The sequence below is a fragment of the Polyangium sorediatum genome, from assembly GCF_029946465.1.
In the GTDB taxonomy this organism is placed as follows: domain Bacteria; phylum Myxococcota_A; class Polyangia; order Polyangiales; family Polyangiaceae; genus Polyangium; species Polyangium fumosum.
In genome coordinates this window covers 78,623-105,068 of record NZ_JARZHI010000027.1, presented here as the reverse complement: position 1 = coordinate 105,068, position 26,446 = coordinate 78,623, and the positions used below count along the sequence as shown (strand labels likewise).

The following is a 26,446-nucleotide window of genomic DNA, read 5'->3' as shown; positions in this document are numbered from 1 at the left end:
GTTCGTGCGCCGCGCCCTTGCCTTCTCCTTTCCCCTCGCCGCCCTGCTCCTCTCCGCCTGCAGCGACCCCGTGGAGCTGCCCGTGCCGCCGGAGACCGGCGTCGTCGCGCTCTACGGCAAGCCCGCCGAGACGGTCCTCTCGCCCTACCCGTCCGACCGATACACGACGGCCGACGCGGCCACGGCCACGGGCCGGCGCGTGCGGATCGGGCCGGACACGGCGGCCGATTCGCTCGTGACCAGCTACCAGGGCACGGTCGATCTCCTGAACGAAATGGATGGTTTCTCCACGGTGGGCGGCGTCGTGGTGAATTTCAGCGGCCCCATCGACGCGCGTCCGCTCGTGCTCGCGCCGTACGCGGAGCCGCCGCTGCTCGGGCCCATCCTCGACGCGGAGGACTACAAAAAGCCCGGCGCGCCGCTCTACCTCGTCGACGTGGACCCGGACTCGCCCGAGCAAGGAAAACCCGTCGGGCTGATCCCCCGCTGGTTCCCGCAGCCCGACGATGGGTTTTACCCGGACGATTTCACCTTGGTCGCGGAGCCCGCCACGCCGCTCCGTCCCGGGACACGGTATCTGTTCGTCGCGACGAACGCGCTCCGCGGGGATGACGGTGCCCCCGTGCGGCGATCGCCGGACATGCAGGCGCTCCTCGGAGGCACGGCCGAGGGCGACTACGGCGACGAGGTGCGCAAGGCCATCACGGAGGCGCGGACGGGCGGGCTCTTCCATGCCGAAGACGTCGTGCTCGCGACCGCTTTCACCACGGCCACGGTGCGCGCCGGGATCGAGGCGATGGGCGTCGCCGCGCGGAAATCCCCGACGCCTGCGCTGCTCACGCCCTTCGAAGTCGAGACGCCGGCCGAGCCGGGCGGGCGCGTGCGTTTTCGGGGCGTGTACGAGGCGCCCGAATATCGCGGCGAGACGGGGAAATGGTCCTTCGAGGGAGGGACGCCCGTCGCGAACAAGAAGGTCGGGCTCGACGTGTTCCTGGCGTTCTCGAAGGCGGAGGTGAGCGGCAAGAGGCCGGTCGTCATTTACGGGCACGGGCTCGGCGGGGACAAGGACGGCACGTGGGGCACGGCCCAGAGGCTCGCGGCGATTCACCCGAACGGCGCGGCCGTCTTCGGGATCGACTCGCCCGAGCACGGCTCGCGCGCGAAAAAGCCGGACCAGAATGCCCTGTTCGCCGCGTTCGGCTTCTTCGGCATCGACAGCGCGACGGGCGAATTCGACATAGGCAAGGCGCGCGACAACTTCCGGCAAATGGCCTCGGATCAGCTCGAGCTCGTGCGGCTCGTCGATTCGCTCGGCTCGCTCGACGTCCTGCCCGTCGGCGCGCCGGACGGCGTGCCCGACCTCGATACCTCGCGGATCCTCTACATCGGCCATTCGTTCGGGTCCGTGCAGGGGCCAACGATCCTCGCGCTCGCGCCCGAGATCCGGCAAGCTGTCTGGAACGTGGGCGGCGACGGGCTCATGATGCTGCTGCGGGACTCCGGCACGTTCGGCCTGCTCGTCGACGCGATGCGTCCACCCAAGACGCCGGACGGCGCGCTCGCCCGTTTCTTCGCCGTCACGCAGGCGATCGTGGACCCGGGCGATCCGATCAACTACGCTCGGTTCGCGTCGGGCGAACCTCTGCCGGGCGCACCGGAATCGAAGCCGCGCGACGTGCTCTTGCAGGTGGTCATGAACGACACGATCGTCCCGAACTCGACCAGCGAAGCGCTCGCGCGGGCCTCGGGCATGACGCTCATGAATGCGATCCGCCCGGTGAGCGGCCTGCCCGTCGCCGAGGGGCCGCTGACGGGCAACGGCAAGACCGGCTCGACGCTGGTGATGTCGCAGTTCGACCGGATCGAGGGGACGAAGCTCGCCGTGCATGGCGAGCTCATCTTCTCGCCGGAGGGACAGGCGCAATACGTGGAGTTTTTCCAGACAGGGCTCGCCGAGCCGTACGCGACGGCGAAGCCGCCCTACTGAAGGACGAGTCGCAGGGTTCGAGGAGAGTTCGAGGAATGTCGTATTTCGACGGTCTGCCGGGCAAGCCGCCGCGCGAGCGGGGCATCTTTTGCAACCGGACCATGAACATGCGGTCGATCAAGGCGATCGGCTACGACATGGACTACACGCTCATCCATTACCGGGTGGAGGAGTGGGAGCGCCTGGCGTACGAGCACCTGCGGACGCGGCTGCTCGCGCATGGGTATCCGGTGGAGGATCTCCGCTTCGATCCGGAGCTCGTGATCCGGGGGCTCATCATCGACACGGAGCTCGGCAACCTGCTCAAGGTGAACCGCTTCGGTTACGTGAAGCGCGCGATGCACGGGACGTCGCTGCTCGATTTCGAACCGATGCGCGCAGCGTACGCGCGGACGATCATCGACCTCGCCGAGCCGCGGTTCGTCTTTCTGAACACGCTCTTCTCGCTCTCCGAGGCGTGCATGTACGCCCAGCTCGTCGACCTCGCGGACGCGGGAAAGATGCCGGCCGGGACAGGCTACGAGCAGCTTTATCGGCTCGTGAAGAGCGGCCTCGACGAGGCGCATATGGAGGGCCGCTTGAAGGCCGAGATCATCGCGGATCCGGACCGGTTCGTGGTGCTCGACCCGGAGGCGCCGCTCGCGCTGCTCGACCAGCAGCGGGCCGGGAAAAAGCTCCTGCTCATCACGAACTCGGAGTGGGGCTACACGGACGCGATGATGCGTTATGCATTCGAACGATTCTTGCCGAACGGGATGCGGTGGCGGAATCTCTTCGACGTGGTGATCGTGCAGGCGCGGAAGCCCGATTTCTTCATGCAGAAATCGCCGCTCTTCGAGGTCGTGAGCGAGGACGGGCTGCTCCGGCCGTGGATCGGTCCGCTCAAGGAAGGCGGCTCGTACCTCGGCGGGGACGCGACGCAGGTGGAGCGCTCGCTCGGGATCTCGGGGGACGAGATCCTGTACGTGGGGGACCACATCTGGGGCGACGTGCGGGTGTCGAAGAGCGTCCTGCGCTGGCGGACGGCGCTCATTCTGTGGGAGCTCGAAGAAGAGGTGCGGGCGGCCTATGCATCCCGCGTGGACGAGGCGCGGCTCGGCGCATTGATGGAGGAAAAAGAGGCGCTCGAGCTCGCCTCCTGCCAGCTCCGGCTGCTCGCCCAGCGGCACAGGGAAGAGTATGGTTTGCCCGAGGACGCCCCCTCGTGCGACGAGGTCCTCGCGCGGCTCGGCGCGCTGAAGACGGCGCTCGCGGAGCTCGACGATCGAATCGCCCCGCTCGCGAAAGCGGCGGCCGAGGTCTCGAACTCGCGCTGGGGCCTGCTCCTGCGCACGGGCAACGACAAGAGCCACCTGGCGCGGCAGATCGAGCGCTCGGCCGACATTTACACGTCGCGCGTCTCGAATTTTCTGCGCTACACGCCGTATTCATATTTCCGCTCCCGCCGCGGGAGCCTGCCGCACGATCCCTCCGGAGAAGCGCCGAGCCCGAACCCGGGGCCTTGACCGCTGGAGGCGCGCGGCGCGGAGATTCGTCCCCGCCGCGCGCCCAGGGTTTTACTTGGCCACCTCGGTCTTGCAGCCGAGGGCGATTTGCACCTTCGCGCCGAAGTCCTTGCGGACGGCGTCGCAGGTGGCCGGGCAAAACGATATCTTCGAGGGGACGACGGGATTGTCGTAATACCAGCCGAGGCCGTTCGTGCACTCCTTGTCCTGGAGGATCGTCTGCGGCTCGCCGCCGCTCGACGGCGTGAAGAGCACGTTCACGAAGCCCGGATCGACCTCGCCCCCCGAGACCTTCGTCGGAATCTCGTAATCGCAGGGCAAGGCCTTGCCGCGGGCCTTCGCGAGCGCATTCTGAAACTCGACCTGGACGTTCACGCTGCCAACGAGGATGGCCGAATCGGTGCCGCCCGACGCCGCGATGAGGTTCACCGTATCCTGCGTGACGCCCGGGAGGCCAATCACGAACGTGCGGACCTTGAATTGCGAGAGGCCCGTCGCCGCGAGGTTCGCGATGACCTGCGGGTCCTCCGGATTGACGCCGCTGCACACAGGCGCGGGCCCGGCCGGCTGCCCGTCCGTGACAAGGAGCACGGCGCACCCCGTCCCCGGCTTTTGCTGCAATGCGTCGGCGCAGGCAAGGAGGGCGCCGCCGAGCGCCGGGTAGATCGGGGTCTTGAAGCCGTTCGGATCCTCGGCGGCGATGGCTTGAATGATCGGCTCGGCGTTCGCCGGCAGCTCACCGAAGGGCACGACCGGCGGCTTGTAGAGCATCTGATCACAGGTGGACTCGGCGGGCAGGGGGAAAAAATTGAGCGCGACCGAGGTGCCCGCCGAGTTCGGATCGTTGACGAACGCCGCGAGCCCCGCCTCGGCGCTGTTCCACTTCGTTCCGACCATCGAGCTCGACTTGTCGAACGCGATGTAGAGCGAGAGCGGCACGGACTTTCCTTGCTCGGTGAGGAGTCCGCAGCCTGGATCCACGACGCCGCTGGAGCTGCTGCTTCCGCCGCTGCCGACGAAGATATCTCCGCCCGTGCCCATGCCGCCCGCGCCACCCGAGCCGCCCGCGCTCCCGGCGCCGGCGCCGGCGGGATTGCCCGAGGGAGGCAGGTTCGAGTCGGGCGCACAGGCAACGCCGAGGGCGCATGCCGATAGAACAAGCAAAGCGGCGTGGATACGGTTCATGTCTGGATGGTGCCCGATCGAGGGGAGAGACGTCAACCCGAGCCGGGAAGCTCGCACCCGCGTCGCATTTTGCGACGTCCCCGGAGGGCCTGGGTCGGACGATCACATTCGGGCTGTACGGCGTTCGTCGAAATGGAAGAAATTCCTTGCCAACCGATGGTGCGGGAGAGAAAGATTCAGGCATGCGCGCGCGTCTTCTTCTTGGTACGACACTGGGTTTGGTCGGTTTGGTAGGGGCCGTTTCGGTCGCAGGCTGCGCCGAGGGCGGGTCCGTGACGTCCGGAGGCATCACCGGCGGCATCGGCGGATCCGGCAACGGGGGCGGCGACGGAGGATCGGGCGGCGATGCCGGCGCAGGGGGCGCGGGCGGCGGCGCGGGCGGCGGCTCGGGGTCGAGCTCGAGCTCGGCGAGTGCCTCGAGCGGCTCGGGCGGCGCAGGCGGCGAAGGCGGGATGGGCGGCGCGGGCGGCGCTGGAGGGATGGGCGGCGCGGGCGGCGGCGGAACGGGCGGCGGGATGGTAGATCCATGCTCCATGGGCTGCCCCGCGGGCACCTGGGACGTGGACGGAAACCCGCTCACGGGAGCCCAGTGCGGCTGCGAATATCAGTGCACGCTGGTGAGCGCCGACAAAGACCCGATCGACGACGGATACAAGGACGACAACTGCGACGGGACGGACGGCGTCGCCGAGCAGTGCATCTACGTCTCCGCCGGCGCGGGGAATGACGCGAGCCCAGGCACGCGGCAGGACCCGATGAAGACGATCGCCGCGGCCATTCAGCAGGCGCAGTCGAAGGGCGTCCCGTCGGTCTGCCTTTCGGGCGAGATTTACAACGAGGCCGTGACCGTGGTCTCGGGTATCAACATTTACGGCGGATTCGATCATAACAATGCCGATTTCCGCTTCCGGCGATCCGCGGCGGTGACGACCACGGTGAAGGCCGTGGGCACGGTGTTCTACGCGCCGCAAATCGATCAAGAGACGCACATCGAAGGAATCACGATCGAGTCCTCGACGCCGCAGGGCTCGGGCGCGAGCACGTACGGTGTGCGGCTCGGCGGCGGCGTGGGCGAGCTTTTCGTGCGGTACAACAAGATGGTGATCGGCGGCGGGACCAGCGGGGACGCCGGCACGAACGGAGCGGCGCAAGCGCAATCGCAGGCGCCCGGCGGGCTCACCGGGTCGGCCGGGGCCCAGAAAAACCAAAACTCCGGCATCGGCGGCGCAGCGCCGGTATGCGACGCGCCCGGCGGGAAGGGCGGCGACGGCGGGGCGAACGAGAACAACGGTCAGGCCGGCTCGTCCGGATTCGGTGGAACGTCGGGCGGCGGCGGCGCCGCGTGGAACGGCTGCACGCCCGCCATCGGCGGCGCCGGACCGGCCGGCGGGACCGGGCAAAACGGCGCAGATTCCCCGCAAGGACAGGCGGGCCAGGGCGGCGCGACGCTCGGCGGCGTGCAGGACCATTTCTATCGGCCGGCGCACGGCACCGACGGAATGAACGCCCAGACCGCCAAGGGCGGCGGCGGCGGGGGTGGCGGCGGCGGCGGCAGCGGCGGCGGGTTCTGCTTGGGTGACTGGGACAAGGGCGGCGGCGGCGGCAGCGGCGGCTGCGGCGGCAAGGGCGGCAATGCCGGCAAGGGTGGCTTCGGCGGCGGCGGGAGCTTTGGCGTGTTCGCGGTGTCCGGCAAGGTCACCGTGGCGAAGAACGAGATCCAGACGAGCGCCGGCGGCAACGGCGGGCTCGGCGGCAATGGCGCGCTGGGACAAAACGGCGGCGTCGGCGGCAACGGCGGCGCGCACAACGACGACAGCGGTCCCGGCGGCAAGGGCGGCAACGGCGGAAAGGGCTCGGCCGGCGGTGCCGGCGGCGGCGGCGGCGGCGGCCCGAGCGCGTGCCTCGCGCGCACCAGCGGCGTCACGTTCACGTTCGACGGCAATAGCTGCTCGACGGGCGCGGTCGGCCTCGGCGCGAACGGCGGGACGAACCCCGAGGGCGGCGTGGGCGGCAAGGGCCTGAACGGCACCTCCGGGTTCAACATCCAGATCAACTGAAGCGGCGCGCTTCGCGCGGCGAGAGCGAAATGGGGCGGTCCGTACGCGGGCGGCCCCATTTCGTTCCATGTTCCCTCGTTTCCTCTTGCGTCGCCGGCCTCCGAACGGTACGGACGGCGGGCAATGGCCATCGAGATCGTCGAGCTTGGCGAGAAGGACAAGAAGCGGCGGCGGGATTTCCTCGACGTCGCGCGGGAGATCTACGCGGACGATCCGGCCTGGGTGCGTCCCCTCGACATGGACATCGAGGACCGGCTCGACCGGAAGAAGAACCCGTTCTTCGACCACGGCGACGCGCAGGCGTTCGTCGCCTACCGGGATGGGCGCCGCGTCGGGCGTATCACGGCGCAGATCGACCACACGCACCTCGAACGGCACAAGGACGCGGCCGGGTTCTTCGGGTTCCTCGATACGCTGGATGACCCGGAGGTCGCGCGGGCCCTGCTCGAAAAGGCCGCGGACTGGAACCGCGCCCGGGGGATGAAGCTCCTGCGCGGGCCGATCTCGCTGAACATCAACGAGGAACTCGGCTGCCTCGTCGAGGGCTTCGATACGCCCCCGATGATCATGATGCCCCACCACCGGCCCTACCAGGGCGGGCTCATCGAGCAGGCGGGCCTCGCGAAGCTCAAGGACTTCTATGCGTGGACGTACGACGTCGGCTCGGTCCCGACGCGCGCGCAGAAGGCGCACGACGAGGTCCTCGGCATGCCCGAGGTGACGGTCCGCCACTTGGACCCCGCGCATTTCGGCGAAGAGGTCCGCGTCCTCATGGACATCTTCAATGACGCGTGGAGCGACAACTGGGGCTTCGTGCCGCTCTCGGAGCGTGAACTCGCCAAGATGGCGGCCGACATGAAGCTCATCCTGTTCCCCGAGATCACCTACCTCGTCTCGATCGACGGCGAGCCGGCCGCGGTGGCGCTCGCGCTGCCGAACATCAACGAGGTGATCCGCGATTTCGACGGAAAACTCTTTCCGTTCAACGTGGCGAAGCTCCTCTATCGGCTGCGCGTGAAGGGGCCGAAGAGCGGGCGGCTCATCATCCTCGGCATCAAGAAGAAGTACCGGCACGTGCGCAAGTACGCGGGGCTCTCCGCGTTCCTCTACGTCGCGATGAACCGCTCCGCCCACCTGCTCGGCCTCGAACGAGGCGAGCTCTCGTGGACACTCGAGGACAACGCGGCCATCAATGCGGGGATCCGGCTGATGGGCGGCCGCATTTACAAGAAATATCGCGTCTACCAGCGCGAGCTGTGAGCAGAATGGGCCGGCGCCCCCGAAAAACACTTTGACGGGGCGATAGGTCGTCCGTAAAATCCGCACATGCGTTCTCGTGTGCTCGCCCTTACCCTCGCCGGGTGCGGGATGTGGCTCGGCTCCCCAGGCGTGAGCCTGGCGGCGGAGCCCGAGGCGCGAGGCTCGGAGACGGCGGCGGCGCCGGCACCAGCACCGGCAGGCCGCGGGGCGGTCGTCGTGGCGATCGGGAGCGGCGTGGAGGCCGCGGCCAAGCCGCTCGCGCGCGAGATCTACCGGGATGACGTGCTCCGGCCGGGCCTCGACGACCGGGCGGCGCGGCTGCTCGCCGGTGAAGCCGCCGCGCCGGACGCCCCCGCGAAGGAGCGCGAGCTCGCCGAGGTGCGGAGCGCGCTCACGGCGAACGACGACGCCCCGAGCCGCAGGCTGCTCGCCTCGCTCGGCGCCGAGCAGAAGGCCGAGATCGTGGTCGCCGTGTCGATGGCCGGCGATCGCCCCGTCGCGCGCGTGCTCCGCGTGGGAACGGCGAGGTACGAGTCGATCGAGTTCGGGCCGACGATCGAACGAAGCGAGGCCGGGGAGATCCGCTACACGTGGCCCGGCGCCGCGGCGACGCTGCGAAAGCTCGTGATCGTGCCGCAGGCCGCGTCGCCTCCGCCGATCGCGCCGAAACAAACCAGCACGCCCGCCCCGCCGAAGCCGGAGGAGCCGACGCGCAAGCCGTTCTACAAGTCGGCCTGGTTCTGGGGCCCGCTCGGCGCGATCGTGGCCGCGGGCGCCGCAGTGCTGATCACGTCGAAGGTGACGGAAGATTCGACGGGCACGGTGCGGCTGAAAGGGCAGGTCGCGCCGTGAGAGCGGGGTCGCGGGCGCTCGTCGTCGTGTCGGTGGCGTCGTGGCTCGTCGCCGCGGACGCGTTCGCCGCGCCCTCGCGCCCGCACGACGCGCCGGCCGTGACGGATCCACGCGCCGACGTGCCCGCGCGCCCCACGGGATACCTGGAGCTTCAGGAGGCAGGCCTCACGTTCGCGTATCACCCCTCCGCGCACGAGCGCGTGCGCGCCGCGATCCCCGCGGTGCTCCGGGCGCGAAAGGCCATGGGCGAGCTGCTCGGGCGGGAGGTCCTCGGCGCGGTGGAGATCCGCGTGGCCGCAGTGCCCGAGGAGGTGCGCTCGCTCGGCCCGATGGAGGACGTGCCCGGGTATGCGCCGGCGCTCGCCTTCTCGAAGCAGCGGCTCGTGGTGACGAGCCTCGGCTCGCATCGATCGCTGGAGCCGACGGATCTCGCCGTGGCCCTTCCGCACGCGCTCGCGCACGTGGCGCTCGACGAGGCGCTCGACCACAAGCCCGCGCCGCTCTGGCTGCACGAGGGGTTCGCCGCGCACGTGGCGGGCGAGGCGTCGGCGATCCGCGCGCAGGCGCTCCTCCTCGCCACGCTGCAAAGGCGCCTGCACGGGATCGCGGCGCTCGAAGGAGGCCTGCCGGCCGACGCGCCGGAGACGTCACTCGCGTATGCGCAGGCCGCGGACCTCGCGCGTTTCCTCACGGACAAACCTCGCCGATCGGCGTTCGTGGGGGCGCTCGATCGGGCGCGGAGCGGCGAGCCGTTCGAGCAGGCGCTCGCGGCCGCGCACGAGGCGCCGCTCGCGCAGCTCGAACGGAAGTGGCGGGAAGATCTCGCGCGGCGGTACGGGTTTTTGCCGGTGTTCCTCGCGGGGATCGGGATCTGGGCGCTCTGCGCGCTGGTCCTCTTCGTGCGGCGCGTGTTCGAGCGCCGGCGCGCGGGGACGACGATGCCCACGCCGCGCAAAGAGCCGCGGCCGCTCCCCATGGAACCCCCGAGCCGCCCGCTCCCGCGCCCTGCGCCCGCGCCGCTCCTCCTCGAGCGCATCGACGGCAGCGAGCGCGAGGACCTCGGCAAGACGTTCCCGCCGGAGGCCGAGGTGCCCAAGGTGGAGCACGACGGCGACTGGCACACGCTGCATTAATCCGGGAAGACGCGCGTCCGCAGGTAGTCCGCCACCTGCGCGCCCAGCATCTCGCCGGCGCTGCGCAAACGGCCGCCGCTCGACGGGTTCGTCATCGTGGCGGGCACGACGGCGCGAAACTGAAGCACGTCGAGGCGCTGGTTCCCCGCGCCCCAGATCTCCAGCGTCATCCGCACCTCCGAGGGACGCGCCGCGACGTAGGCGTAAAACCCCGGCTCGATGAAGGTGACCACCGGCCGCACCACGAACGGGCTCGGCGCGGGCGCGGACACGAACTGGACCTCGGGCAGCTCCTCGGCGAGCTCCCGGCCGAATTCACCGGCGAACGCCCGCTTGTCCTCGTCCCAGCTCGCCTGCTGATCGCCGTCCTTCGACGCCTGGTACTCCGCCTCGCTCTTTTCGCCGATCTGGACCCCTTCGAAGTGCACGGGCTCCACTGCGAAGCTGCGCTGGTTCACGAACGGATTCGGCACGGCCTTGGCCACCACTTGCCAGGACGGCCCACACGCGACCGTGAAAAGCGACAGGAGACACGCCAAAACCCACGGACGCGCCGAGATCATCGCGTTCATGCCAGAACCCCCGTATCCGCTTTCGCGACGGTCGATTAGTATCACTCCGCCATGGAGGTCGTCACGGTTTGTCCCTTCCGGGTCGCGTCGCTGCTCTGGCAGCCACGACGCGGCGGGTGGGTCCTCACGGTCGTCTGCAAGGCCACGTACGACCTCGCGCCCGTCCAGTCGCGCCTCGCCGCGAACCAGGACGATCCGAACGAGGACGACAACCACTGGAACGACGATCCCGCACGCAGCGTGTATTCGCCGAGTGATCTCGTTCCGTTCAAGGTGCGCGCCGACGTGATCCTCGTGGGCAACGCGTTCGCCCCGCGCGGCGAAGCGTCCCGGTCGATCGTCTCGCGCCTCGTCGTCGGCGGCGTCGACAAGTCGATCGAAGCGTTCGGCGAGCGCGTGTACGGCCCGGACGGCGGCGTGCGCGAGACGAGCCGCGTGACGAAGGTGCCGCTGCGCTACGAGCGCGCGACGGGAGGTCCGGAGACGCTGAACCCGGTGGGCATCCGGCCCGACGCGCAGCCCGACGCGTACGGCGTCTCCCCTGTGCCGAACTTGCAGCCGCCGGGGATGCTCGTGCAAAGCCGCGCGGACGTGATCCCCCCGATCGGGTACGGCCCGATCGCGCCGACGTGGCCGGGCCGCATGGAAGCGCTCGGCGCGCACGCGTCGTCGTTCTCGCAGCAGATCGTCCGCGAGCAGCCGGTGCCCGACGACATCGATCCTGCGTACTTCGACTGCGCCCCGCGCGATCAGCAGCTCGAAGAGCTGCGCGACAACGAGCGCATCGTGCTCGAGAACCTGCACCCGCAGCACCCGCGGCTCGTGACGAGCCTGCCGGGGCTGCATCCGCGCGCCTTCGTGGTCCGGCCCGGCGGGACCCCGCAGGACCTCACGATGAAGTGCGACACGCTCTGGATCGACACGGACCGGGCGCAATGCACGCTGACGTGGCGCGCGCAGATCGGGCTCGACAGGCCGCATGGCCTCGGCCGCGTGGTGGTCGCGATGGAGGAGCCGGGACAGCGGCTCACGTGGGCCGACGTCGAGCGTCTGCTCGTCGCGAGCGGGCAAGCAGGCGAGCCGCTCCCGGAGGCCCCGGCCGAAGCCCCCGCGCGGTCCACGCCGCCCCCGAGCAAACCACTTCGCCCCGCGACCGTGCCGTTTTTGCGGCCCGACGTGGCGGGGGATGTCCCGGCCAAACCGCCGTCGCCCTCGCCTGCGGTCTCCGCGCTCAGCCAGATGAGCGCGCCGCGCGCGGAGAACGCGTTGCCGCAGCCCCGCGTCGCGCCCACGGCGAGCGGCCTGCCGTTCATCGCGGCGAAAAACGTGGGGCCCGCCGGGGGCGCACCCCAACCGCTGGCCGATCGTCCGCAGCCTGGAGACGCCGCGCCGCCGTGGCTCTCGGCCGCGCGCCAATCGTCGTCCCCCAGCGTCCCCTCGCCGGCCGTGCCCAACGCGACGCCGTTCGCGCCCGCGGCCGCGCAACCCCAGCCGCCGCCCGCGACGCCGTTCGCCCCTCCCGCCGCGCAACCCTCCGCGCCGCCGCCTCCGCCGCTGCCCGCGCGCGTCCCGCAGGCCCCGCCCTCGCCGAGCCCCTCGCCACTCGACAGCCCGTGGGCAAACCCGTCCGCGCGCGCCGGCGGAAACGAGAACCTCCCCGCGCCGACCGTGGGCAGCATGGCCGCGGGTTTGTCCCCGCCGAGCCCGATCGCCCCCACGGCGACCGCGATGGCCGCCGCGGGTCTCGCCGGTGCGGCCGCCGTCGCCGCGTTCTCCAGCGCCTCGCAGGCCGCGCCCCCGCCGCCCGTCGCCGTCGCGAACGCCGCGACCGTCGGCGCCGCCGCAGCCTCGAACGCCGCCGCCGCCGCGGGCCAATGGTCGACGCCGAGCGACAGCTCGTCCTCGCCCTCCCCTGCCGTCTCGCCGCGGCCGTACACCCACCGCGGCCCTTCGCGCGACGTCGTCGACCTCATCTGGTACGACCCGAAAGCCGCGCCGAAGATGCGCGAGCACCCGAGCTGGAAGCTCCTGCTCGACAAGAAGCCCGAGCCACGCGACCTCGACTTCGACGACGAGCCGCCGCCCGAGGAGCCGCCCGACGTGCGGGATCGCAAGGACGTCTTCGCCGTGCTCACGCGCGGCGCGACCACCGACGCCGAGGGCATCCAGGAGGCCATCGGTGATGCGGTCGCCGACGACGGCACCTTCACGCCGCCGCTCGTGCTCGTCTCGGCCGAGCTCACGTTCCCGTTCGACGAACTCGAGACGCTGAAGGCCACGGTCACGGCGGTCTCGCCGCTCATCGCGGGCGACAAGAAGCTCAAGGAGACCGTGGACACGGTGAACGAGCTGCTCAAGACGCCGTGGCTGTCGAGCTCGAGCGGCGTCGCCGAGCGGCTCACGCAGCAGGTGAAGGACGCCTTCGCGCAGGGCAACCGCATGCTGCCGCCGAGCTACCTGGAGACGCACACCGAGCGGATGCTGCTCGAACAGCGGCACTACCAGAAACGCACGGTCTTCGGCGAGCCCTGGATCCGCAGCGTCCTCGTGCCCGCGGGCTCGCAGTCGCTGATGCCCGCGTACCTGCCCGAGAGCCTCACGAAGAAGCTACCGATGTTCCAGCGCTTCAAGGCGCGCATCGTCGCCGAGGCGCACATGCAGCAGGACGAGTACGAGAACCATCCGGCCGCGCTCAAGGTCGTCGCCCTCGGACGCGTCGTCAGCCTGCAACGACGCGGCTTCATGCGCTGACGTCAGAGCCGACCGGCGAGCGCGTCGAAGCGCAAGCGCCACACTTCCACGACGGCCTCCGCGAAGATAGAGCGGCTCATCTTGGAGTGGCCCGCGCGCCGATCGACGAACACGATCGGCACCTCGGTCACGCAGAGGCCTTTGCGCAGCGCGCGGTAGGTCGTTTCGATCTGAAACGAATAGCCGTTCGAGCGCAGCGTCTCGATGTCGATCGCGCGCAAGGCGCGGCGCGTGAACGCCTTGAAGCCCGTCGTCAGGTCGCGGATCGGCACGCCGAGGAGGGTCCGCGCGTAGAGCGAGCCTCCCTTCGAGAGCACGTGCCGCCCCGGCCCCCAGCCGAGGACGCCGCCGCCGGGCACGTTGCGCGAGCCGAGCACGACGTCCGCGCCCTCCTCGATCGCCCGCAGAAACGCGGGCAGGTACTTCGGATCGTGCGAGAGATCCGCGTCCATCTCCACGACGACGTCGTAGCCGAGCTCGAGCGCGCGCCGAAATGCGTCCACGTACGCCGTGCCGAGCCCGAGCTTGCCCGGTCGATGCATCACGGTCGTGCGCGGGTCCTCGGCGGCGAGCGTGTCGGCGACGGCGCCCGTACCATCGGGCGAGGCATCGTCCACGACGAGAACGTGCGCCTCGGGGACGACCTCGAGCACCGAGCGCACGAAGCGCGGGAGGTTGTCACGCTCGTTGTAGGTCGGCGTGACGACGAGGATCCGCGGGGCCATTCGAGCTCGTGGGCTCCCCGACCGACGCGCGGGAGCGTGGGGTCATGTAGCAGAAAGGGAGCGTCAGCAGGAAGCCTTGTCGGCTCCGATTCTCGAAGTTACGTTTCGTTGCCCTACCGGATCGTGCGGGTACCTGCAACAGGCGCCAACGGCCAACGGCCCGGCAGAGAACGAGGCACCATGGCTAGCAAGAACGTCCGCAGCTTCAACGAGAAAAACTTCGAGCAAGAGGTCCTGCAGTCCGATGTGCCCGTGCTCGTGGACTTCACCGCCACGTGGTGCGGCCCCTGCAAGGCGCTCGCCCCGATCGTCGACAAGGTCGCCGACGAGTTCGAGGGCAAGGTGCGGGTCGGCAAGCTCGACATCGACGAGTCCCCGAACCTCGCCACGAAGTACGGCGTCCGTAGTGTTCCGACCGTGATGATCTTCAAAGGCGGCGCGAAGGCCGACCAGCACGTGGGGCTGACGAACCGAGACAAGCTCGTCAAGCTCCTCGGCGTGTAAGACGAGCCACCAAAGTCGGCTGCCCCTACGAGCGCGGCCCCTCGGAGCACGAGGGGTTCGCGCTCGCGTCTTTTCGCGCCTCCATTTTCCTCGTAGAGCTTGGCTCTCGTGGACGCCGAACTCCGACAAAGCCTGATCGGCCAGGTGCTTTCTGGCGCCCAGGGCGTCCGCTACGAGCTCGGCGAGCTCGTCGGCGAAGGCCGCTCCGGCTGGGTCTTCAAGACCACGAGCGAGGTCCTCGGCGCGACGACCGCCGTGAAGGTGTACCGGCCCGGGCTCGTCGACGGCGGCACAGCGCTCCTGCGGTTCGCCCGCGAGGCGAACGTCCTCTCCCGCTTGCTCGCCTCGCTCCCGGAGCGGCGCGGGCTCGCGCACGTGATCGATCACGGCACGATCGAGAGCCCGCGCGGCGCCTTGCCGTGCCTCGTCCGCGAGTACCTGCCGGGGCAGAACCTCGCGCGGGTGATCGCCGCGCACGGCGGCTTCGGGCTGCCCGCGGCGCGCACGCGGCGCGTCATGGGGCACGTGGCGCGGGCGCTCTTCGCCTTGCATGAAGCGGGCGGCGTGCATCGGGACCTGAAGCCCTCGCACGTGCTCATCGCGCAGGAGCGCGGCCAGGAGACGGCCCGGATCACGGACGGCTTCGTCACGACCCTCGGCCCGCAAGATCCGCTCGACCCGCCGAACCTGCTCTACGAAGCGCCCGAGAGCTTCGGGCAACTCGCGGGTCCCATCGGGCCCGAGGCGGACGTGTACTCGTTCGCGGCCGTGCTCTACGAGCTGCTCTGCGGGACCGCCGCGTTCGCGCCGAAGCCGGGCGAAGCAAAGCCGAAAGCGCTCCTCCGCTTGATGACGGGCGATCGGCCGCAGCTCGGCCGCGTGCGCGCCACGTTGCCGGCGGAGCTCCGCGATCGCCCGGATCTCGTGGCTGCGCTCGATCGGGAGATCGGCCGCGCCACGAGCACGAATCCGATCCATCGGCACGGGTCGATCCGCGAGCTTTGGCTCGCGCTGGAGCCGCTCTTGCGCGAAGCCGTGCGGCCGACGGCGAGCGGCGGGAGCACACCGGAAGAGCCCGTGAGCTTCGACTCGGTCTTCCCGCGATCCAGCGAAGGGGCGCGCCTCGCCGCCGCGATGCCCGTGCCGCCGCCCTCGGCCGCGCCCGTCGCCGCGCCGATGCCCGTGTGGGAGCTGCTCGGCCCCGCGATCGCAGGCGAGCGCCTCCGCGCGGCGATGGTCGTCGAAGAGGGACGCGCGATCATGGCCCTCGGCACGCGAGGCCTCTACCGGCTCGTGCACGGCGCGTGGTCTTTGGCGCCGCTGCCCGCGGGGATCGATGTGCGGGCCGTGCGAGGCCTGTCGCGGCTCCCGTCGGGCGAGGTCCTTCTCTTCGGCGACGCGGGGCTCTGCGCGGCCCTCTCGCCGCGCGGCGGGCTGCGGCGGATCACGCTGCCGGAGCGCGAGATCACGCTGCTCGCGGCGCACGCGGACGAGCGGGGGATCGTGCTCGTCGGCGAGCGCGCGTCGCGCCCGGGCGGCGTGGCGATCTTCCTGCCGAACGAAGGAGCACCAACGATGCTCGCCGCGCCGGACACGGCGCGCTTCGCGGGCGTGACGCGCACGAGCAGCGGGCATGGGATCGCGGTCGGCACGCAGGGGACGCTCGTGGAGATCAGCGAGCGCGGCGCGCGCGACGTGCCCTGGGGACGAACGGGGCACCTCTACGCGATCGCGGCAGGGCCGGGCGGCGTCGCGTATGCCGTGGGCAGCGGGGGACATGCGCTCCGCGTCGAGCCGACGCACGGCGGCGCGGTGGCGACGCTGGAGAGCGTGCAGACGACGCGGGATCTCGTGAGTGTCGCGGTCGATCCGACGACGGGCGGCGCATGGGCCGTGGGCGCGGATGCGCGCCTGCTCGAACGGCAGGAGGGCGGGTGGATTCGCGTCCCGCTCGATCCGTCGGTCACGAGCGCGCTCTTGCTCGTCTGGCCCCGCACGCCGCGGATCACCGTGGTCGCGGAGGACGGATCGGCGCTCTGTTGTTACGCGGGGCGCTGAGCGAAGCGCGCTTTTTCGAGAAGGAGCCTCTTGTCAAGAGGCTTGTCGTTATCGGCAGAGATTCGTCGTCCAGATCGCCTTGCGGAAATCGAACGCGACGAAGTCCGCCTTGCCGTCGCCGTCCATGTCGCCCGCGGCGCCCTGGGCCTGGTCCTCGAAGCCGGGGAACCAGATCCCCTGGCCGAGGCCGCCGGCGGCTCCATATCCTTCCGCGAAGCTCGTCCCGGTCGAGAGGCTGACGGACCAGCCGGCGATCCGATGAAGGTAACGAATCGCGTCGGCCTTCCCGTCCGCGTCGATGTCCGCGAAGATCATATCGACATCTTTGGTCCTGCCTTGCCGTTCGAACCACGACGTGGGTGGCTCGAACGAGCTGCCGGTCGAGCGTGCCACGTGCAAGAGATGCTTCGGCGTCCACTTGTCGTCGTCGGTGAAGCTGATGGCGTCGGCCTTGCCATCGCCGTCCACGTCGGCCACGTATTGGCCCGCCGAGCCCGCGCCAAACCCTTCGATCCAGGGCACGGGCGTCGAAAAGGAGGTCCCCGTCGACAGCGCCACGGACCATCGCCCTGTCGCGTCGTCGAACGAGATGGCGTCGACCCTCTTGTCGCCGTTCACATCGGCGACGAGCGGCCGCCGGTAGGGGTAGCCGCCCGGGAGATTCTCGACCCAGATCGAAGGCTCGGCGAACGACGTCCCCGTCGAGCGCGCCACGGACCAGGTGCCCTCCTCCGTGACGGCGATGGCGTCCGCTTTCCCGTCTCCGTCCACGTCCCCGACCGCACCGTCGGCGAAGCGGCCGTGGTCCACGCTCCATACCGAACCTTCGTCGAACGAGGTGCCATTCGAAAGCGCGACCTCCCAGGTGACGGGCGCGTCGTCGACGTAATGAAGGAGGGCGTCGGCCTTCTTGTCGCCGTCCACATCGGCGATGTGCCAGCTCTTGTAGCCGCCATTGAAACTCGAGGCCCACTCCCAATCCACGCCGAAGCTCTCGGACCACCGGTTGTTGCACCGCGCGCCCGGGTGCAGCTTCTCGACGTCGCACCGGATGAGGACCGCCTGTCCGGCGGAGAAGTGGCTCCGGCATCCGTGATAATAGGACATGAAATTGCGGACGTCGGGCGTCGATCCGTCGGCGCAATCCACGGCGCACGAATTCGGGTCCACCGTACACTGACCTGGAAGCGCGCCGCTCGCGCATGAGAGGAGCGAGGCGCCGACAGGCCCCGGATCGTACGGCGTGTCCGCGACGAGGTCTTCGTTGAGCGTCAGGTTTTCGGGATAATCGGCGTGCTCATAACACTCGTGCGTGTGGCTCAAGCCGAGGACGTGGCCGAGCTCGTGCGTCAGCGTCTCCGGGTCCGAGAAGTCGCCGTTGAGATCGCCGAACATCGCATAGGATGTGTAGACGGTCATCATGGCGCCGCAATGGTTCCCTTTGCCGCCGTACTTGTTGCCGTTCCCGAAGTCGATCGTGTTCACGTAGAGGATCGGGATCGCGTCGTCGGAGAGCGAGCTCAGATCGCCCCCGCAGAGGGGGCTCGCGCCGTACGGGATGTCGTAGAGCCCGTCGTCCGGGGGGAGCTCCTCCACATCGACCAGCAGGAACTGAACGTTGGCCGACGCGAAATGCGCATTGAGGGTGACCATGTCGAACAGGGGCCGGGAGGTCGGGACGGCGAGCTCGCCGGCCGCGTTCGTGGCGATCCGCGCGCGGACGCGTAACGTCTTCGGCCCCGCGGACTGGTCGCCCAGGGCGTCGCGCACCGCGGGATTCGAGCAATCGTCGGGCAGAGGCTTCTTCGGGGCGTCGGGGAAAGGGCCGGATCCACACGCAGCGACGAGCGCCATTGCGGGACCAAGGAGAAGGATCGCGCGTTTGAGCATGGTCGCGACAGTCTACCGGAGGGGCCGGCGGCACGAAATGCGCACCTTCCCGGGGAAGATCACCCCTCGCCGCGGGAAACACCCTTCCACCTCACAACCGCCCGCACCTCGCCCGCGGCGCCTCGCGCCCTCCCCGCTCCGTCAGCCCCCTTGCCCTGCGGAGCTGCCTTCCTCCCCGCTCGTGGACTCCTCTGGCTCGGCCACACGCCCTGGCTTCCGCCCCGACGGACGCACCTGGCGCGCAAATGTGTCCTCCTCGGCCAGCCGCAAGAGGCCCGACAGACAACCCGCGGAGCGCGCGAAGACGTCGTCGTTCCGATCCATTGCCGTCGCCTTCGCGTCGCTCGCGGCCTGCGCCTCGCGCGCCTCGCGCGCCACGTCCGAGAGCGCTTGCTCCAGCGTCGCGATCGGCTTCGTCAGGTCCGCGACCCACGCCGCTGGTTCGATCGTCACCCCCTTCCGCCGCGGCTTCGGCCATGCGCCCGCGGGCCGCCCGAGCTCGTCGACGAGCCGCTTCGCCTTTGCCAGGATCGCCTTCGGCTCGACCTCCGTTTTCCCATCGAGCCCGAGCTCACGCAGGATCCCCGCGCCGTAGGCCGCTTCGAGCGTGCTGCGGATCTCCACGATCTCGCTCGTCAGCCTGGCCGCCGCTTCATCGCGTCGCTCGCGGGGCGCGGCGTCGTCGGAGAGCTCCTTGTCGTAGGCGTCGCTCTTCTCCACGAGCGTTGCATTCGTCGCGCGCAGCCGCCTCGCGATCAGCAGCCCGAGGAGGCCGACGTCGGGGAGGACCTCGCCCGGCCTCAAATGCTCCGCGAAGAGCGCCTCGAACCTCTGCTGCAACCGCGCCGCGTGGGTATCCGCCGCCGATGCGACGAACACGACCGCGCCTTGCCGATCGGTAACCTGCTTTGCCATGGATCCCTCCTCGTCGTGGACGGCGGCTAACAGACAGATCTCCGGCTCGTCAAGGAAGATCAGCACACACCCCATGCGTAGCGTGCTGGCGCAGTGTTTCCCCGTGGTTGTGTTGATCTGGTCTGCCGCTAACAAACCATTTACGACGCGCACGGGGAGCGTGTAGGATGGTGGCTCACGTATGTAGGGGGTTTGGCGGACGAGGGGCGAAGGCGTGGCGCAGTTCAAGTACATCAATCCTCTCGCGTCGGCCGACGGATGGCTGAACGTCAGGAACGCCTCGGGTGAGGTCGTGGCGGTCCCCGCGTGGCTTCAGGTGCGGGTCGACGACCAGAAGGATGGCCGGACGAACTTCACCTTCATGGAGGGCTCCGTCCCCAGCCGGGGGATTGCAGCGGGCAAGAAGGGGAGCGTCAAGACGATCGAGCCGAAGACGGGGCTGCCCACGCTCGTGGACAACCCGCGGGATCGGCGAAACGAAGAAGGACTGATCTTCGTGGATCTCGACGACAAGGTACGCATCGTCGAAGGGTTCACGATGCTCGTCGGCAAGCTCTGGATGGGAGCGCGCTCCGGCAATGCGTCACGCGGACCGTATGAGGTGCGGATGGAGGTGGGGGACCTGCCGGGGGGCCTGGCGCCCGGGAACGAAGCGTGGAGCGCGCTCGGCCTCCCGGATTGGGCGCATGACGGAAACTATCCCGCGCTCTGGGACACGGCATGGTTCCCGATCTACACGGGCGAGGCGAACATCCGGAACCTCGACAACAAGGCGCACTATCTGCACTGCGGAAAGTATTCATCGGGGTGTCTATCTGTCGATCCCAATCACTGGGACACCGTCTACGAGTATCTGATTCATCGCAGAAAAGGCCCCACCCGGGTCGGCGCGGTCCACATTCGATACAAGAAATGATCGGGATGTCATGAAGAACCTTTCTCTCGAAGTCGCCTCGGGCGACCCCCTCGACGTACGACATTTCTCGGTGAACGAGCGGCTCTCCTCGTTGTTCCAGGTGAACATCGTCGCCGTTTCGGAGAACGCGAGCATCGACTTCGACGCCGTGGTGGGCCAGCCCGCGCGTTTCGCGATGCAGGCGGGGCTGCACCCGCGGTTCTGGTCGGGCCTTTGCAATCATTTCGAGCTTCTTCGCTCGGAGCCGACGGGCCTCTCGACGTATCGTTTTTCGATCGTGCCGACGATGTGGCTTTTGACGCAGCGGAAGAACCACCGGATGTTCCAGCACATCTCGGAGCCGGACATCGTGGTGAAGGTGCTCTCGGAGTGGGGCATCGAGCCGGCGCTGAAGATCGACAAGGGGGCGTACAAGAAGCGGAAGTACCGCGTGCAGTATGCCGAGTCGGACTTCACGTTCGTGAACCGGATGCTCGAGGACGCGGGGATCACCTACCATTTCGCGCAGGAGGGCGAGGAGACGAAGCTCGTGCTCTCGGACGCGCCGCAATCGAATCCGCGGCGTGAGGCGTCGCTCAAGTTCCTGGACGACGTGAGCATGGTGCAGAAGGTCAACATCGAGTTCGTGACGGCGGTGCAGGTGCACCAGCAGGTGCGGCCCGGGAAGTACGCGATACGGGACCACGATTACCGCAAGCCGCCGACGTACAAGCTGATGTCGACGGCGTCGAAGGGGCTCGCGGTGGAGGAGAAGCTCGAGCGGTTCCAGTACACGCCGGGGGCGTTCCTGTTCGGCGCGGAGGCGGGGGAAGCGACGCCGAGCGCGGACGACAAGGGCAAGACGCGGACGGACGAGAAGGAGGCTGCGATCCTTGCGCAGAAGCGGCTGGACGCGAAGCGCGGGAAGGGGTGGGTGTGTTCGTTCGAAACGAACGCGTACGACCTCGCGCCGGCCGTGGTGATGAGCATGGTGGGGCATCCGCACGCGGCGCTGGGGGACGGGAAGGCGCTGCTCGTGGTGGATGCGACGCTGAGCGGGACGGCGCAGGGGGAATGGTCATTGCGGTGCGAGGCGCGAAAGGCGGAGGTGCCGTTCCGGCCGGAGGTATCGACGCCGAAGCCGAAGGTGAACGGTGTGGAGAGCGCGACGGTGGTGGGACCGGCGGGGGAGGAGATCCACACGGACGAGTTCGGGCGGGTGCGGGTGCATTTCCACTGGGATCGCGAGAGCAAGATGGATGACGGGAGCTCGTGCTGGATCCACGTGAGTCAGCCGTGGGGCGGCGCGGGGTATGGCGGGACGAATCTGCCGCGGATCGGGCAGGAGGTGCTGGTGGATTTCCTGGGGGGAGATCCGGACCGGCCGGTGATCGTGGGGCGGGTGTATACGAATTTGCAGAAGACGCCGTACAAGCTGCCGGAGAGCAAGACGCAGAGCGGGTGGAAGAGCAATTCGACCGGCGGGGGTGGGGGGTACAATGAGGTGATGTTCGAGGATGCGGTGGGGAAGGAGCTTCTCCGGATGCAGGCGGAGAAGGATTTGAAGAAGCTCGTCAAGAATGATGAGGGTGTGACGATTGGGAGGAATCGGACGAAGTCGGTGGGGGTGAACGACAGTCTGACGGTGGGGGCCAACCGAACGCATCGGGTGGGGCAAAACGAAGCGATCTCGGTGGGCACGAATCAGAAGGTGTCGGTGGGGGTGAATCGGTCGACACAGGTGGGGGCGATCGATTCGACGATGGTGGGGGATACGCATGTCGTGTCGATTGTACCGCCGGGGGAAGGTGGGGGTGACGGCGGGAGCACGACGACCCTGATGCAGAACAAGAAGATCGTGCTCGACACTGGAGCGGGGGCAAAAATCACCATGGAAGGGAACAAGATTACCATTGCAGCCACTACCATCTGCGTATGGGCCAATAACGCCGTCAACGTAACATCCCTCGGCAACGCAAACATTGGCGGCATTACAGGTCTCACGCTTGGATCTCCTGCAGGTACCGTGACGATTACGGGCGGACCATACGTGAAGGTCAACTGCTGAAAGGAATGTCGATGAAACCGGCAGCTCGACTTGGAGACCTTCATGTGTGCCCCAAAGATGACCCCAAGGTGCATGTGGGTGGCCCGATCATCGGCCCTGGCTGCCCAACGGTGTTGCTCGGCGGCTCACCAGCTGCAAGGGGGTCCTCTGGCGTCGTCGTTACGCCAGACATGTTCGATGTCCCCGAAGACAAGGCGCAGCTCATCAAAGACAATGCAGAGCACATTCTCAATGCCGCCAATGAGTTCGCGGTAGACCCACGCACGTTGGCAGCCATCATCCTCAGGGAAAACCTCGACAACAACGCACTCAAAGAGTTCGGCGAAAATTTCTTGGGTTTTTACCATGAGGATTGGGGCCCGATCGGAAAACCGTCCATCGGCCTCGCTCAGGTTCAGATTGCAACCGCCAGGTTTCTAGAAGAGCAAGGATACATAACACCGACCAGCAGCGACGAGGTCGAGTTTTTCGGCATGAATTTCCACACGACGAACATGGCCAGGGAAAAACGCCTCGAGGTCAACTCCATCAACACGCTATACGCCGCTGCCTACATGCGATATTTCATCAATGAGTGGAGCACCGAATTCCCACTTGTCGCGGCACGACCGGACATTCTCGGAACGCTTTACAACCTTGGGCATGAAAAAACAAGCCCGCACGGGAATCCTCAAGTGAATGATTTCGGAGAGGATGTTCTGCGCCTTTACCCGCTCATGGCGTCTCTCCTCGGCGGGTGTGGTGACGGCGACGTGGCCAAATGTGAGCCTGCGCTAGATCAGCTGGAGCAGGCGTCCGCAACCGTTTTCTGGGGAGGGCTCCCGGCCGCACGAATGGGCGACGAGACATGTCATGGGGGAGTCATTTCGACCGGCTTCCCAACCGTGCTCATTGGCGATTAACACGGAAATATAGCCATCTGGCGAATGGTCACGACTGACGCATACCATCTATCGCTGAATCCAGCACACGAAGTGTTTCTGCGTCCCTCGCCGCCTTCCCCATCCACACCCTCTCCACCCGCATCACCCCTCCCCTCGGCACCCCCATCTCCGCGCTCACCGCCTCCACCGTCCCCCGCTCCCCCGCCACCGACAATCTCGCATACTCCTCCACCGTGATCGCCCCCCGTTCCTCCTCGATCCGCGCCACATACGCCTGATCGAACCGATCCAGCATCGACCGCTTCCCCCGTCTCGTCTCCTCCTTGATCGCCTCCGCCCAATACTTCTCGATCGCCGCCCACTCCCCCTCGATCAGCCCCTCCTCCTCCAGGATCCGCCCCTTCTCCGCCTTCCGCCTCGCGATACTCGCCGTCAGCGCCGCGCACCTCTCCAGCGGAAACGCCTCCGGCCCCCGCTTCTTCTCCTCGACCGCCTCCACCACCGGCCGCGGCGCCGTTACCGGCACCTCCACCCCCTTCTCCGCCGCCACCACCTCCTCCCTCGCCACCATCTCCGCCGTCGCCAGCGGCCCAATCATCGGCGGCGGCGCTGGCAATGGCCCCGGCGCCTCCTCCCGATCCGCCGGCACCTCGATCACCGGCACCGGCGGGCTCATGGGCACACTTGGCAAGACGAACGGCGCCGCCATCATCGCCGGCTTCCCCATCGGCGGTAACGTCTTCGCCCTATCGCCGTCGTCGTCCTCCGCCTCCTCCCTCGCCCCCTCGAATGGAAGCGCCTTCCCCGCCGGCCGCGCCATCGGCGCCAAGAGCGTCTCCGACCCATCGCCCGACTCGCGCCCGGCCCACCGCGAAAGCTCCTGCAGAAACTCCCTCCGCTCCGGCTCCGACAACCTCGACAAACCCGGCACGAACGGCAGCGCCGGCTCCCCCTTCTTTTCGAGCGGCGCCACCAGCGTCATCGTCGCCGCGACATCCTCCTCCTCGATATCACTGTCACGGACCTCCCGCCCCGCCTCGACCTGCGGCATCCCCTCCACCCACACCGCGATCCGCCCCGCCTCCGCCGCGTGCCGCAGCCCGATCCGCCCCCGCCAGACCACGCAGCACACCCCCCGATCCGTATCAATCCACAAAGTATCCGCGACGAGCCCCACCTCCTCCCGCTCCCCCGTCGCCCGATCTACCACCGCCCGCGGCCGGAGCCCCGGCAAACTCGTCACCAGCCGCGCATGCTCTGGATGCAGGTTCTCCAGCACGATCCGCTCGTTCGCCCGGATCTCCGCCACCTGCTGATCCGGCGGCGCCACCTGAAAATATCCGTAATCGAATCCCTCCGGAAACGGCCGCCCCTCCCACCCCGGCGCCAGCCGCCCGAGCCGCGCCGACACGCGCGGCCATTCCGGCGCGATCGGCCCGAAGCACACCGGGGCGAACGTATCCACGCGCGACGCCACGAACATGCCCGGCGGCTGCAAATTCGGAATCGGCACCATCCCATATCGATCCGGAGCCGCATCGAACCGCATTCCCACCGGATTGTTCGTCTCCGGCCCCCCCGCCGCCCGCTCCCACCGCAGCGGCACCTTCGTCACCCGCGGCCCTTCGAGGAGCTGCCCGTCCTGCCATCGGACCCCCCGATCGCACCACACCTCGATCGACTTATCGAGCTCCCCCACCACGAGCCGCGCCATCCACGACCGCGACGGCTGCTTGCCCGGGGCATACGCATGCCCGACGAGCACCACGTCCGCCCGCGCTTTGTAGGGCGCTCCGTCGCTCGGAACGCGCACGCTGGACGAAGGCCCCTCGTCCCAGCGCCGCTCCTCCTCGCTCGGCGCGTCCTGCGCCTCGGCGAGGACCGCTTCCCCAGGAACCAGCCGAAACGTCGCCTTGACAACGACCGTCTGCGCGTACGTCCCCGCGCGCGGCTGCCAGACGAAACCCAGCGCCCGCAGCGGACACAGCGATAGCACGTCCATCGATGCGAAGCTTACCAAGCGTCGCCACAAGGCAGAAGGGGCACAACGCGACGACTCCACGGAAACCGTGATCGCGGCCCGGACGTGGTCTTCGCTCGACGCGGAACCTTCGCTTGACCGATCGGGGCCACCTGGCTAGGTATCGTGCCCGAAACCACACCTTTTCCAGGAGTCTCCGATGGCGACGAGGATTGCAATCAACGGGTTTGGTCGGATCGGTCGCTGCATCGTGCGCGCGCTCGTCGAGCGCGGCGAGAAGGATCTCGAGATCGTGGCGATCAACGATCTCACCGATGCCGGCACGCTCGCACACCTCTTGCGCTTCGACTCCATCCACCGCGAGTTCCGCGCGGCGAAGGTGAGCCACGGCGACGGCTACATCGCGCTCGACGACAAGCGCATCCAGGTCCTCGCGAAGAAGGACCCCGCCGAGCTGCCCTGGAAGGACCTCGGCGTCGACATCGTCCTCGAGTGCACCGGCCTCTTCACCGACAAGGCGAAGGCCGCCCTGCACCAGAACGCGGGCGCCAAGCGCGTCATCATCAGCGCGCCGGCCAAGGGCCACGACCTCACCGTCGTCCTGGGCGTCAACGACAAGCAGTACGACCCGGCCAAGCACAGCGTCATCTCGTGCGGCTCGTGCACGACGAACTGCCTCGCGCCGGTCGCGAAGGTCCTGCTCGACCATTTCGGGATCGTCCGCGGCCTCATGACCACGATCCACTCGTACACGAACGACCAGCACATCCTCGATCTCCCGCACCGCAAGGGGGATCTGCGCCGCGCCCGCGCGGCGGCGGTGAACATGGTGCCCTCGTCGACGGGCGCGGCGAAGGCGCTCAGCGAGGTCATCCCGGAGCTCAAGGGCAAGTTCGACGGCCAGGCGATCCGCGTCCCGACGGTCGACGTCTCGCTCGTGGATCTCACGCTCGAGACGGAGAAGCCTATCTCGAAGGACGCGATCCACGAGGCGATGAAGCGCGCGGCCGAGGGCCCGATGAAGGGCATCCTCCAGTACACCGAGCTCCAGCTCGTCTCGGGCGACTTCATCGGCAACCCGCACTCGAGCATCTTCGACGCCACGCTCACGCAGCACATCGGCGACAAGTTCGCGAAGGTCTTCTCCTGGTACGACAACGAGTGGGGCTTCTCGAACCGCATGATCGACCTGGCCAAGCTCATGGCCGAGAAGGGCGTCTGAGC

General features: G+C 68.5%; 18 protein-coding genes and 1 pseudogene. 13 read left to right on the top strand and 6 right to left on the bottom strand.

Annotated features, from left to right (window positions below):
• Nucleotides 1-4 precede the first annotated feature (4 nt).
• Together QHF89_RS27250 and QHF89_RS27245 are read left to right on the top strand one after the other, a co-directional pair.
• Nucleotides 5-1,987, top strand: a complete 1,983-nt coding sequence (locus QHF89_RS27250) for an alpha/beta hydrolase family protein (protein ID WP_136970600.1) — start codon at nucleotides 5-7, stop codon at nucleotides 1,985-1,987.
• Nucleotides 1,988-2,022: 35 nt separating this feature from the next.
• A complete protein-coding gene (locus tag QHF89_RS27245; protein WP_136970601.1) occupies nucleotides 2,023-3,492 on the top strand; it encodes an HAD-IG family 5'-nucleotidase in 1,470 nt (489 codons plus the stop codon).
• A 51-nt stretch (nucleotides 3,493-3,543) separates the two neighbouring features.
• On the opposite strand, the gene QHF89_RS27240 is transcribed toward QHF89_RS27245, so the two are convergent.
• Complete coding sequence (locus QHF89_RS27240; protein WP_136970602.1) at nucleotides 3,544-4,677, bottom strand: vWA domain-containing protein; 1,134 nt, start codon at nucleotides 4,675-4,677, stop codon at nucleotides 3,544-3,546.
• Between the two features lie 272 nt (nucleotides 4,678-4,949).
• On the opposite strand from QHF89_RS27240, the gene QHF89_RS27235 reads away from it, so the two are divergent.
• The 4 genes from QHF89_RS27235 to QHF89_RS27220 all read left to right on the top strand — a co-directional run bounded on the left by QHF89_RS27235 (nucleotide 4,950) and on the right by QHF89_RS27220 (nucleotide 9,979).
• Nucleotides 4,950-6,734, top strand: coding sequence for a PE-PGRS family protein (locus tag QHF89_RS27235; protein ID WP_284720991.1), 1,785 nt, complete (start codon nucleotides 4,950-4,952; stop codon nucleotides 6,732-6,734).
• A 123-nt stretch (nucleotides 6,735-6,857) separates the two neighbouring features.
• On the top strand, nucleotides 6,858-7,994 hold the full coding sequence (locus tag QHF89_RS27230; RefSeq protein ID WP_136970603.1) for a hypothetical protein: 1,137 nt from the start codon (nucleotides 6,858-6,860) through the stop codon (nucleotides 7,992-7,994).
• A gap of 66 nt (nucleotides 7,995-8,060) precedes the next feature.
• The gene (locus tag QHF89_RS27225; protein ID WP_136970604.1) at nucleotides 8,061-8,846 is read left to right on the top strand and encodes a hypothetical protein; all 786 of its coding nucleotides are present in this window, start codon (nucleotides 8,061-8,063) and stop codon (nucleotides 8,844-8,846) included.
• Nucleotides 8,843-9,979: a peptidase MA family metallohydrolase gene (locus QHF89_RS27220; protein ID WP_136970605.1), complete on the top strand. Its 1,137-nt coding sequence runs from the start codon at nucleotides 8,843-8,845 to the stop codon at nucleotides 9,977-9,979. The genes QHF89_RS27225 and QHF89_RS27220 overlap by 4 nt, the downstream gene beginning before the upstream one ends.
• Here QHF89_RS27220 and QHF89_RS27215 read toward each other — a convergent pair.
• Nucleotides 9,976-10,551 carry a hypothetical protein gene (locus QHF89_RS27215; protein ID WP_136970606.1) on the bottom strand — a complete coding sequence of 192 codons (576 nt, stop codon included), beginning with the start codon at nucleotides 10,549-10,551 and terminating at the stop codon, nucleotides 9,976-9,978. The genes QHF89_RS27220 and QHF89_RS27215 overlap by 4 nt on opposite strands.
• 51 nt (nucleotides 10,552-10,602) lie before the next feature.
• Here QHF89_RS27215 and QHF89_RS27210 point away from each other — a divergent pair, with 51 nt between their 5' ends.
• The gene (locus tag QHF89_RS27210; protein ID WP_136970607.1) at nucleotides 10,603-13,302 is read left to right on the top strand and encodes a DUF2169 family type VI secretion system accessory protein; all 2,700 of its coding nucleotides are present in this window, start codon (nucleotides 10,603-10,605) and stop codon (nucleotides 13,300-13,302) included.
• Nucleotides 13,303-13,304: 2 nt separating this feature from the next.
• Here the strand turns inward: QHF89_RS27210 and QHF89_RS27205 are convergent, their stop codons facing one another.
• Nucleotides 13,305-14,027 carry a polyprenol monophosphomannose synthase gene (locus QHF89_RS27205; RefSeq protein ID WP_136970608.1) on the bottom strand — a complete coding sequence of 241 codons (723 nt, stop codon included), beginning with the start codon at nucleotides 14,025-14,027 and terminating at the stop codon, nucleotides 13,305-13,307.
• Between the two features lie 180 nt (nucleotides 14,028-14,207).
• On the opposite strand from QHF89_RS27205, the gene trxA reads away from it, so the two are divergent.
• Both trxA and QHF89_RS27195 read left to right on the top strand, forming a co-directional pair.
• Nucleotides 14,208-14,531, top strand: a complete 324-nt coding sequence (gene trxA / locus QHF89_RS27200) for a thioredoxin (protein WP_136932242.1) — start codon at nucleotides 14,208-14,210, stop codon at nucleotides 14,529-14,531.
• A gap of 108 nt (nucleotides 14,532-14,639) precedes the next feature.
• Entirely contained in the window at nucleotides 14,640-16,589 is a 1,950-nt protein-coding gene (locus tag QHF89_RS27195; RefSeq protein WP_284720990.1) for a serine/threonine protein kinase, read from the top strand.
• Nucleotides 16,590-16,637: 48 nt separating this feature from the next.
• On the opposite strand, the gene QHF89_RS27190 is transcribed toward QHF89_RS27195, so the two are convergent.
• Together QHF89_RS27190 and QHF89_RS27185 are read right to left on the bottom strand one after the other, a co-directional pair.
• Complete coding sequence (locus QHF89_RS27190) at nucleotides 16,638-18,479, bottom strand: FG-GAP-like repeat-containing protein (protein WP_136970610.1); 1,842 nt, start codon at nucleotides 18,477-18,479, stop codon at nucleotides 16,638-16,640.
• 141 nt (nucleotides 18,480-18,620) lie between these two features.
• Nucleotides 18,621-19,394, bottom strand: a complete 774-nt coding sequence (locus tag QHF89_RS27185) for a hypothetical protein (protein ID WP_136970611.1) — start codon at nucleotides 19,392-19,394, stop codon at nucleotides 18,621-18,623.
• Between the two features lie 214 nt (nucleotides 19,395-19,608).
• Between QHF89_RS27185 and QHF89_RS27180 the strand changes: the two genes are divergently transcribed.
• The 3 genes and pseudogenes from QHF89_RS27180 to QHF89_RS50005 all read left to right on the top strand — a co-directional run.
• Entirely contained in the window at nucleotides 19,609-20,310 is a 702-nt protein-coding gene (locus QHF89_RS27180; RefSeq protein WP_136970612.1) for a hypothetical protein, read from the top strand.
• 10 nt (nucleotides 20,311-20,320) lie between these two features.
• Nucleotides 20,321-22,357, top strand: a complete 2,037-nt coding sequence (locus QHF89_RS27175) for a type VI secretion system Vgr family protein (protein ID WP_136970613.1) — start codon at nucleotides 20,321-20,323, stop codon at nucleotides 22,355-22,357.
• 11 nt (nucleotides 22,358-22,368) lie between these two features.
• Nucleotides 22,369-22,524 (top strand): annotated as a pseudogene (locus QHF89_RS50005) (PAAR domain-containing protein); the annotation flags it as partial.
• Between the two features lie 763 nt (nucleotides 22,525-23,287).
• Here the strand turns inward: QHF89_RS50005 and QHF89_RS27165 are convergent.
• Nucleotides 23,288-25,243 (bottom strand): DUF2169 family type VI secretion system accessory protein, encoded by a 1,956-nt coding sequence (locus QHF89_RS27165; protein ID WP_136970614.1) that lies wholly within the window; start codon nucleotides 25,241-25,243, stop codon nucleotides 23,288-23,290.
• Between the two features lie 178 nt (nucleotides 25,244-25,421).
• Between QHF89_RS27165 and gap the strand changes: the two genes are divergently transcribed.
• Nucleotides 25,422-26,444, top strand: coding sequence for a type I glyceraldehyde-3-phosphate dehydrogenase (gene gap, locus QHF89_RS27160; RefSeq protein WP_136970615.1), 1,023 nt, complete (start codon nucleotides 25,422-25,424; stop codon nucleotides 26,442-26,444).
• Nucleotides 26,445-26,446: the final 2 nt, after the last annotated feature.

Bases quoted from the DNA above. Each gene is read 5' to 3' on its own strand.
- QHF89_RS27245 (WP_136970601.1), top strand. From the start codon at position 2,023: ATGTCGTATTTCGACGGTCTGCCGGGCAAGCCGCCGCGCGAGCGGGGC.
- QHF89_RS27240 (WP_136970602.1), bottom strand. From the start codon at position 4,677: ATGAACCGTATCCACGCCGCTTTGCTTGTTCTATCGGCATGCGCCCTC.
- QHF89_RS27230 (WP_136970603.1), top strand. From the start codon at position 6,858: ATGGCCATCGAGATCGTCGAGCTTGGCGAGAAGGACAAGAAGCGGCGG.
- QHF89_RS27225 (WP_136970604.1), top strand. From the start codon at position 8,061: ATGCGTTCTCGTGTGCTCGCCCTTACCCTCGCCGGGTGCGGGATGTGG.
- QHF89_RS27215 (WP_136970606.1), bottom strand. From the start codon at position 10,551: ATGAACGCGATGATCTCGGCGCGTCCGTGGGTTTTGGCGTGTCTCCTG.
- QHF89_RS27210 (WP_136970607.1), top strand. From the start codon at position 10,603: ATGGAGGTCGTCACGGTTTGTCCCTTCCGGGTCGCGTCGCTGCTCTGG.
- QHF89_RS27205 (WP_136970608.1), bottom strand. From the start codon at position 14,027: ATGGCCCCGCGGATCCTCGTCGTCACGCCGACCTACAACGAGCGTGAC.
- trxA (WP_136932242.1), top strand. From the start codon at position 14,208: ATGGCTAGCAAGAACGTCCGCAGCTTCAACGAGAAAAACTTCGAGCAA.
- QHF89_RS27190 (WP_136970610.1), bottom strand. From the start codon at position 18,479: ATGCTCAAACGCGCGATCCTTCTCCTTGGTCCCGCAATGGCGCTCGTC.
- QHF89_RS27185 (WP_136970611.1), bottom strand. From the start codon at position 19,394: ATGGCAAAGCAGGTTACCGATCGGCAAGGCGCGGTCGTGTTCGTCGCA.
- QHF89_RS27175 (WP_136970613.1), top strand. From the start codon at position 20,321: ATGAAGAACCTTTCTCTCGAAGTCGCCTCGGGCGACCCCCTCGACGTA.
- QHF89_RS27165 (WP_136970614.1), bottom strand. From the start codon at position 25,243: ATGGACGTGCTATCGCTGTGTCCGCTGCGGGCGCTGGGTTTCGTCTGG.
- gap (WP_136970615.1), top strand. From the start codon at position 25,422: ATGGCGACGAGGATTGCAATCAACGGGTTTGGTCGGATCGGTCGCTGC.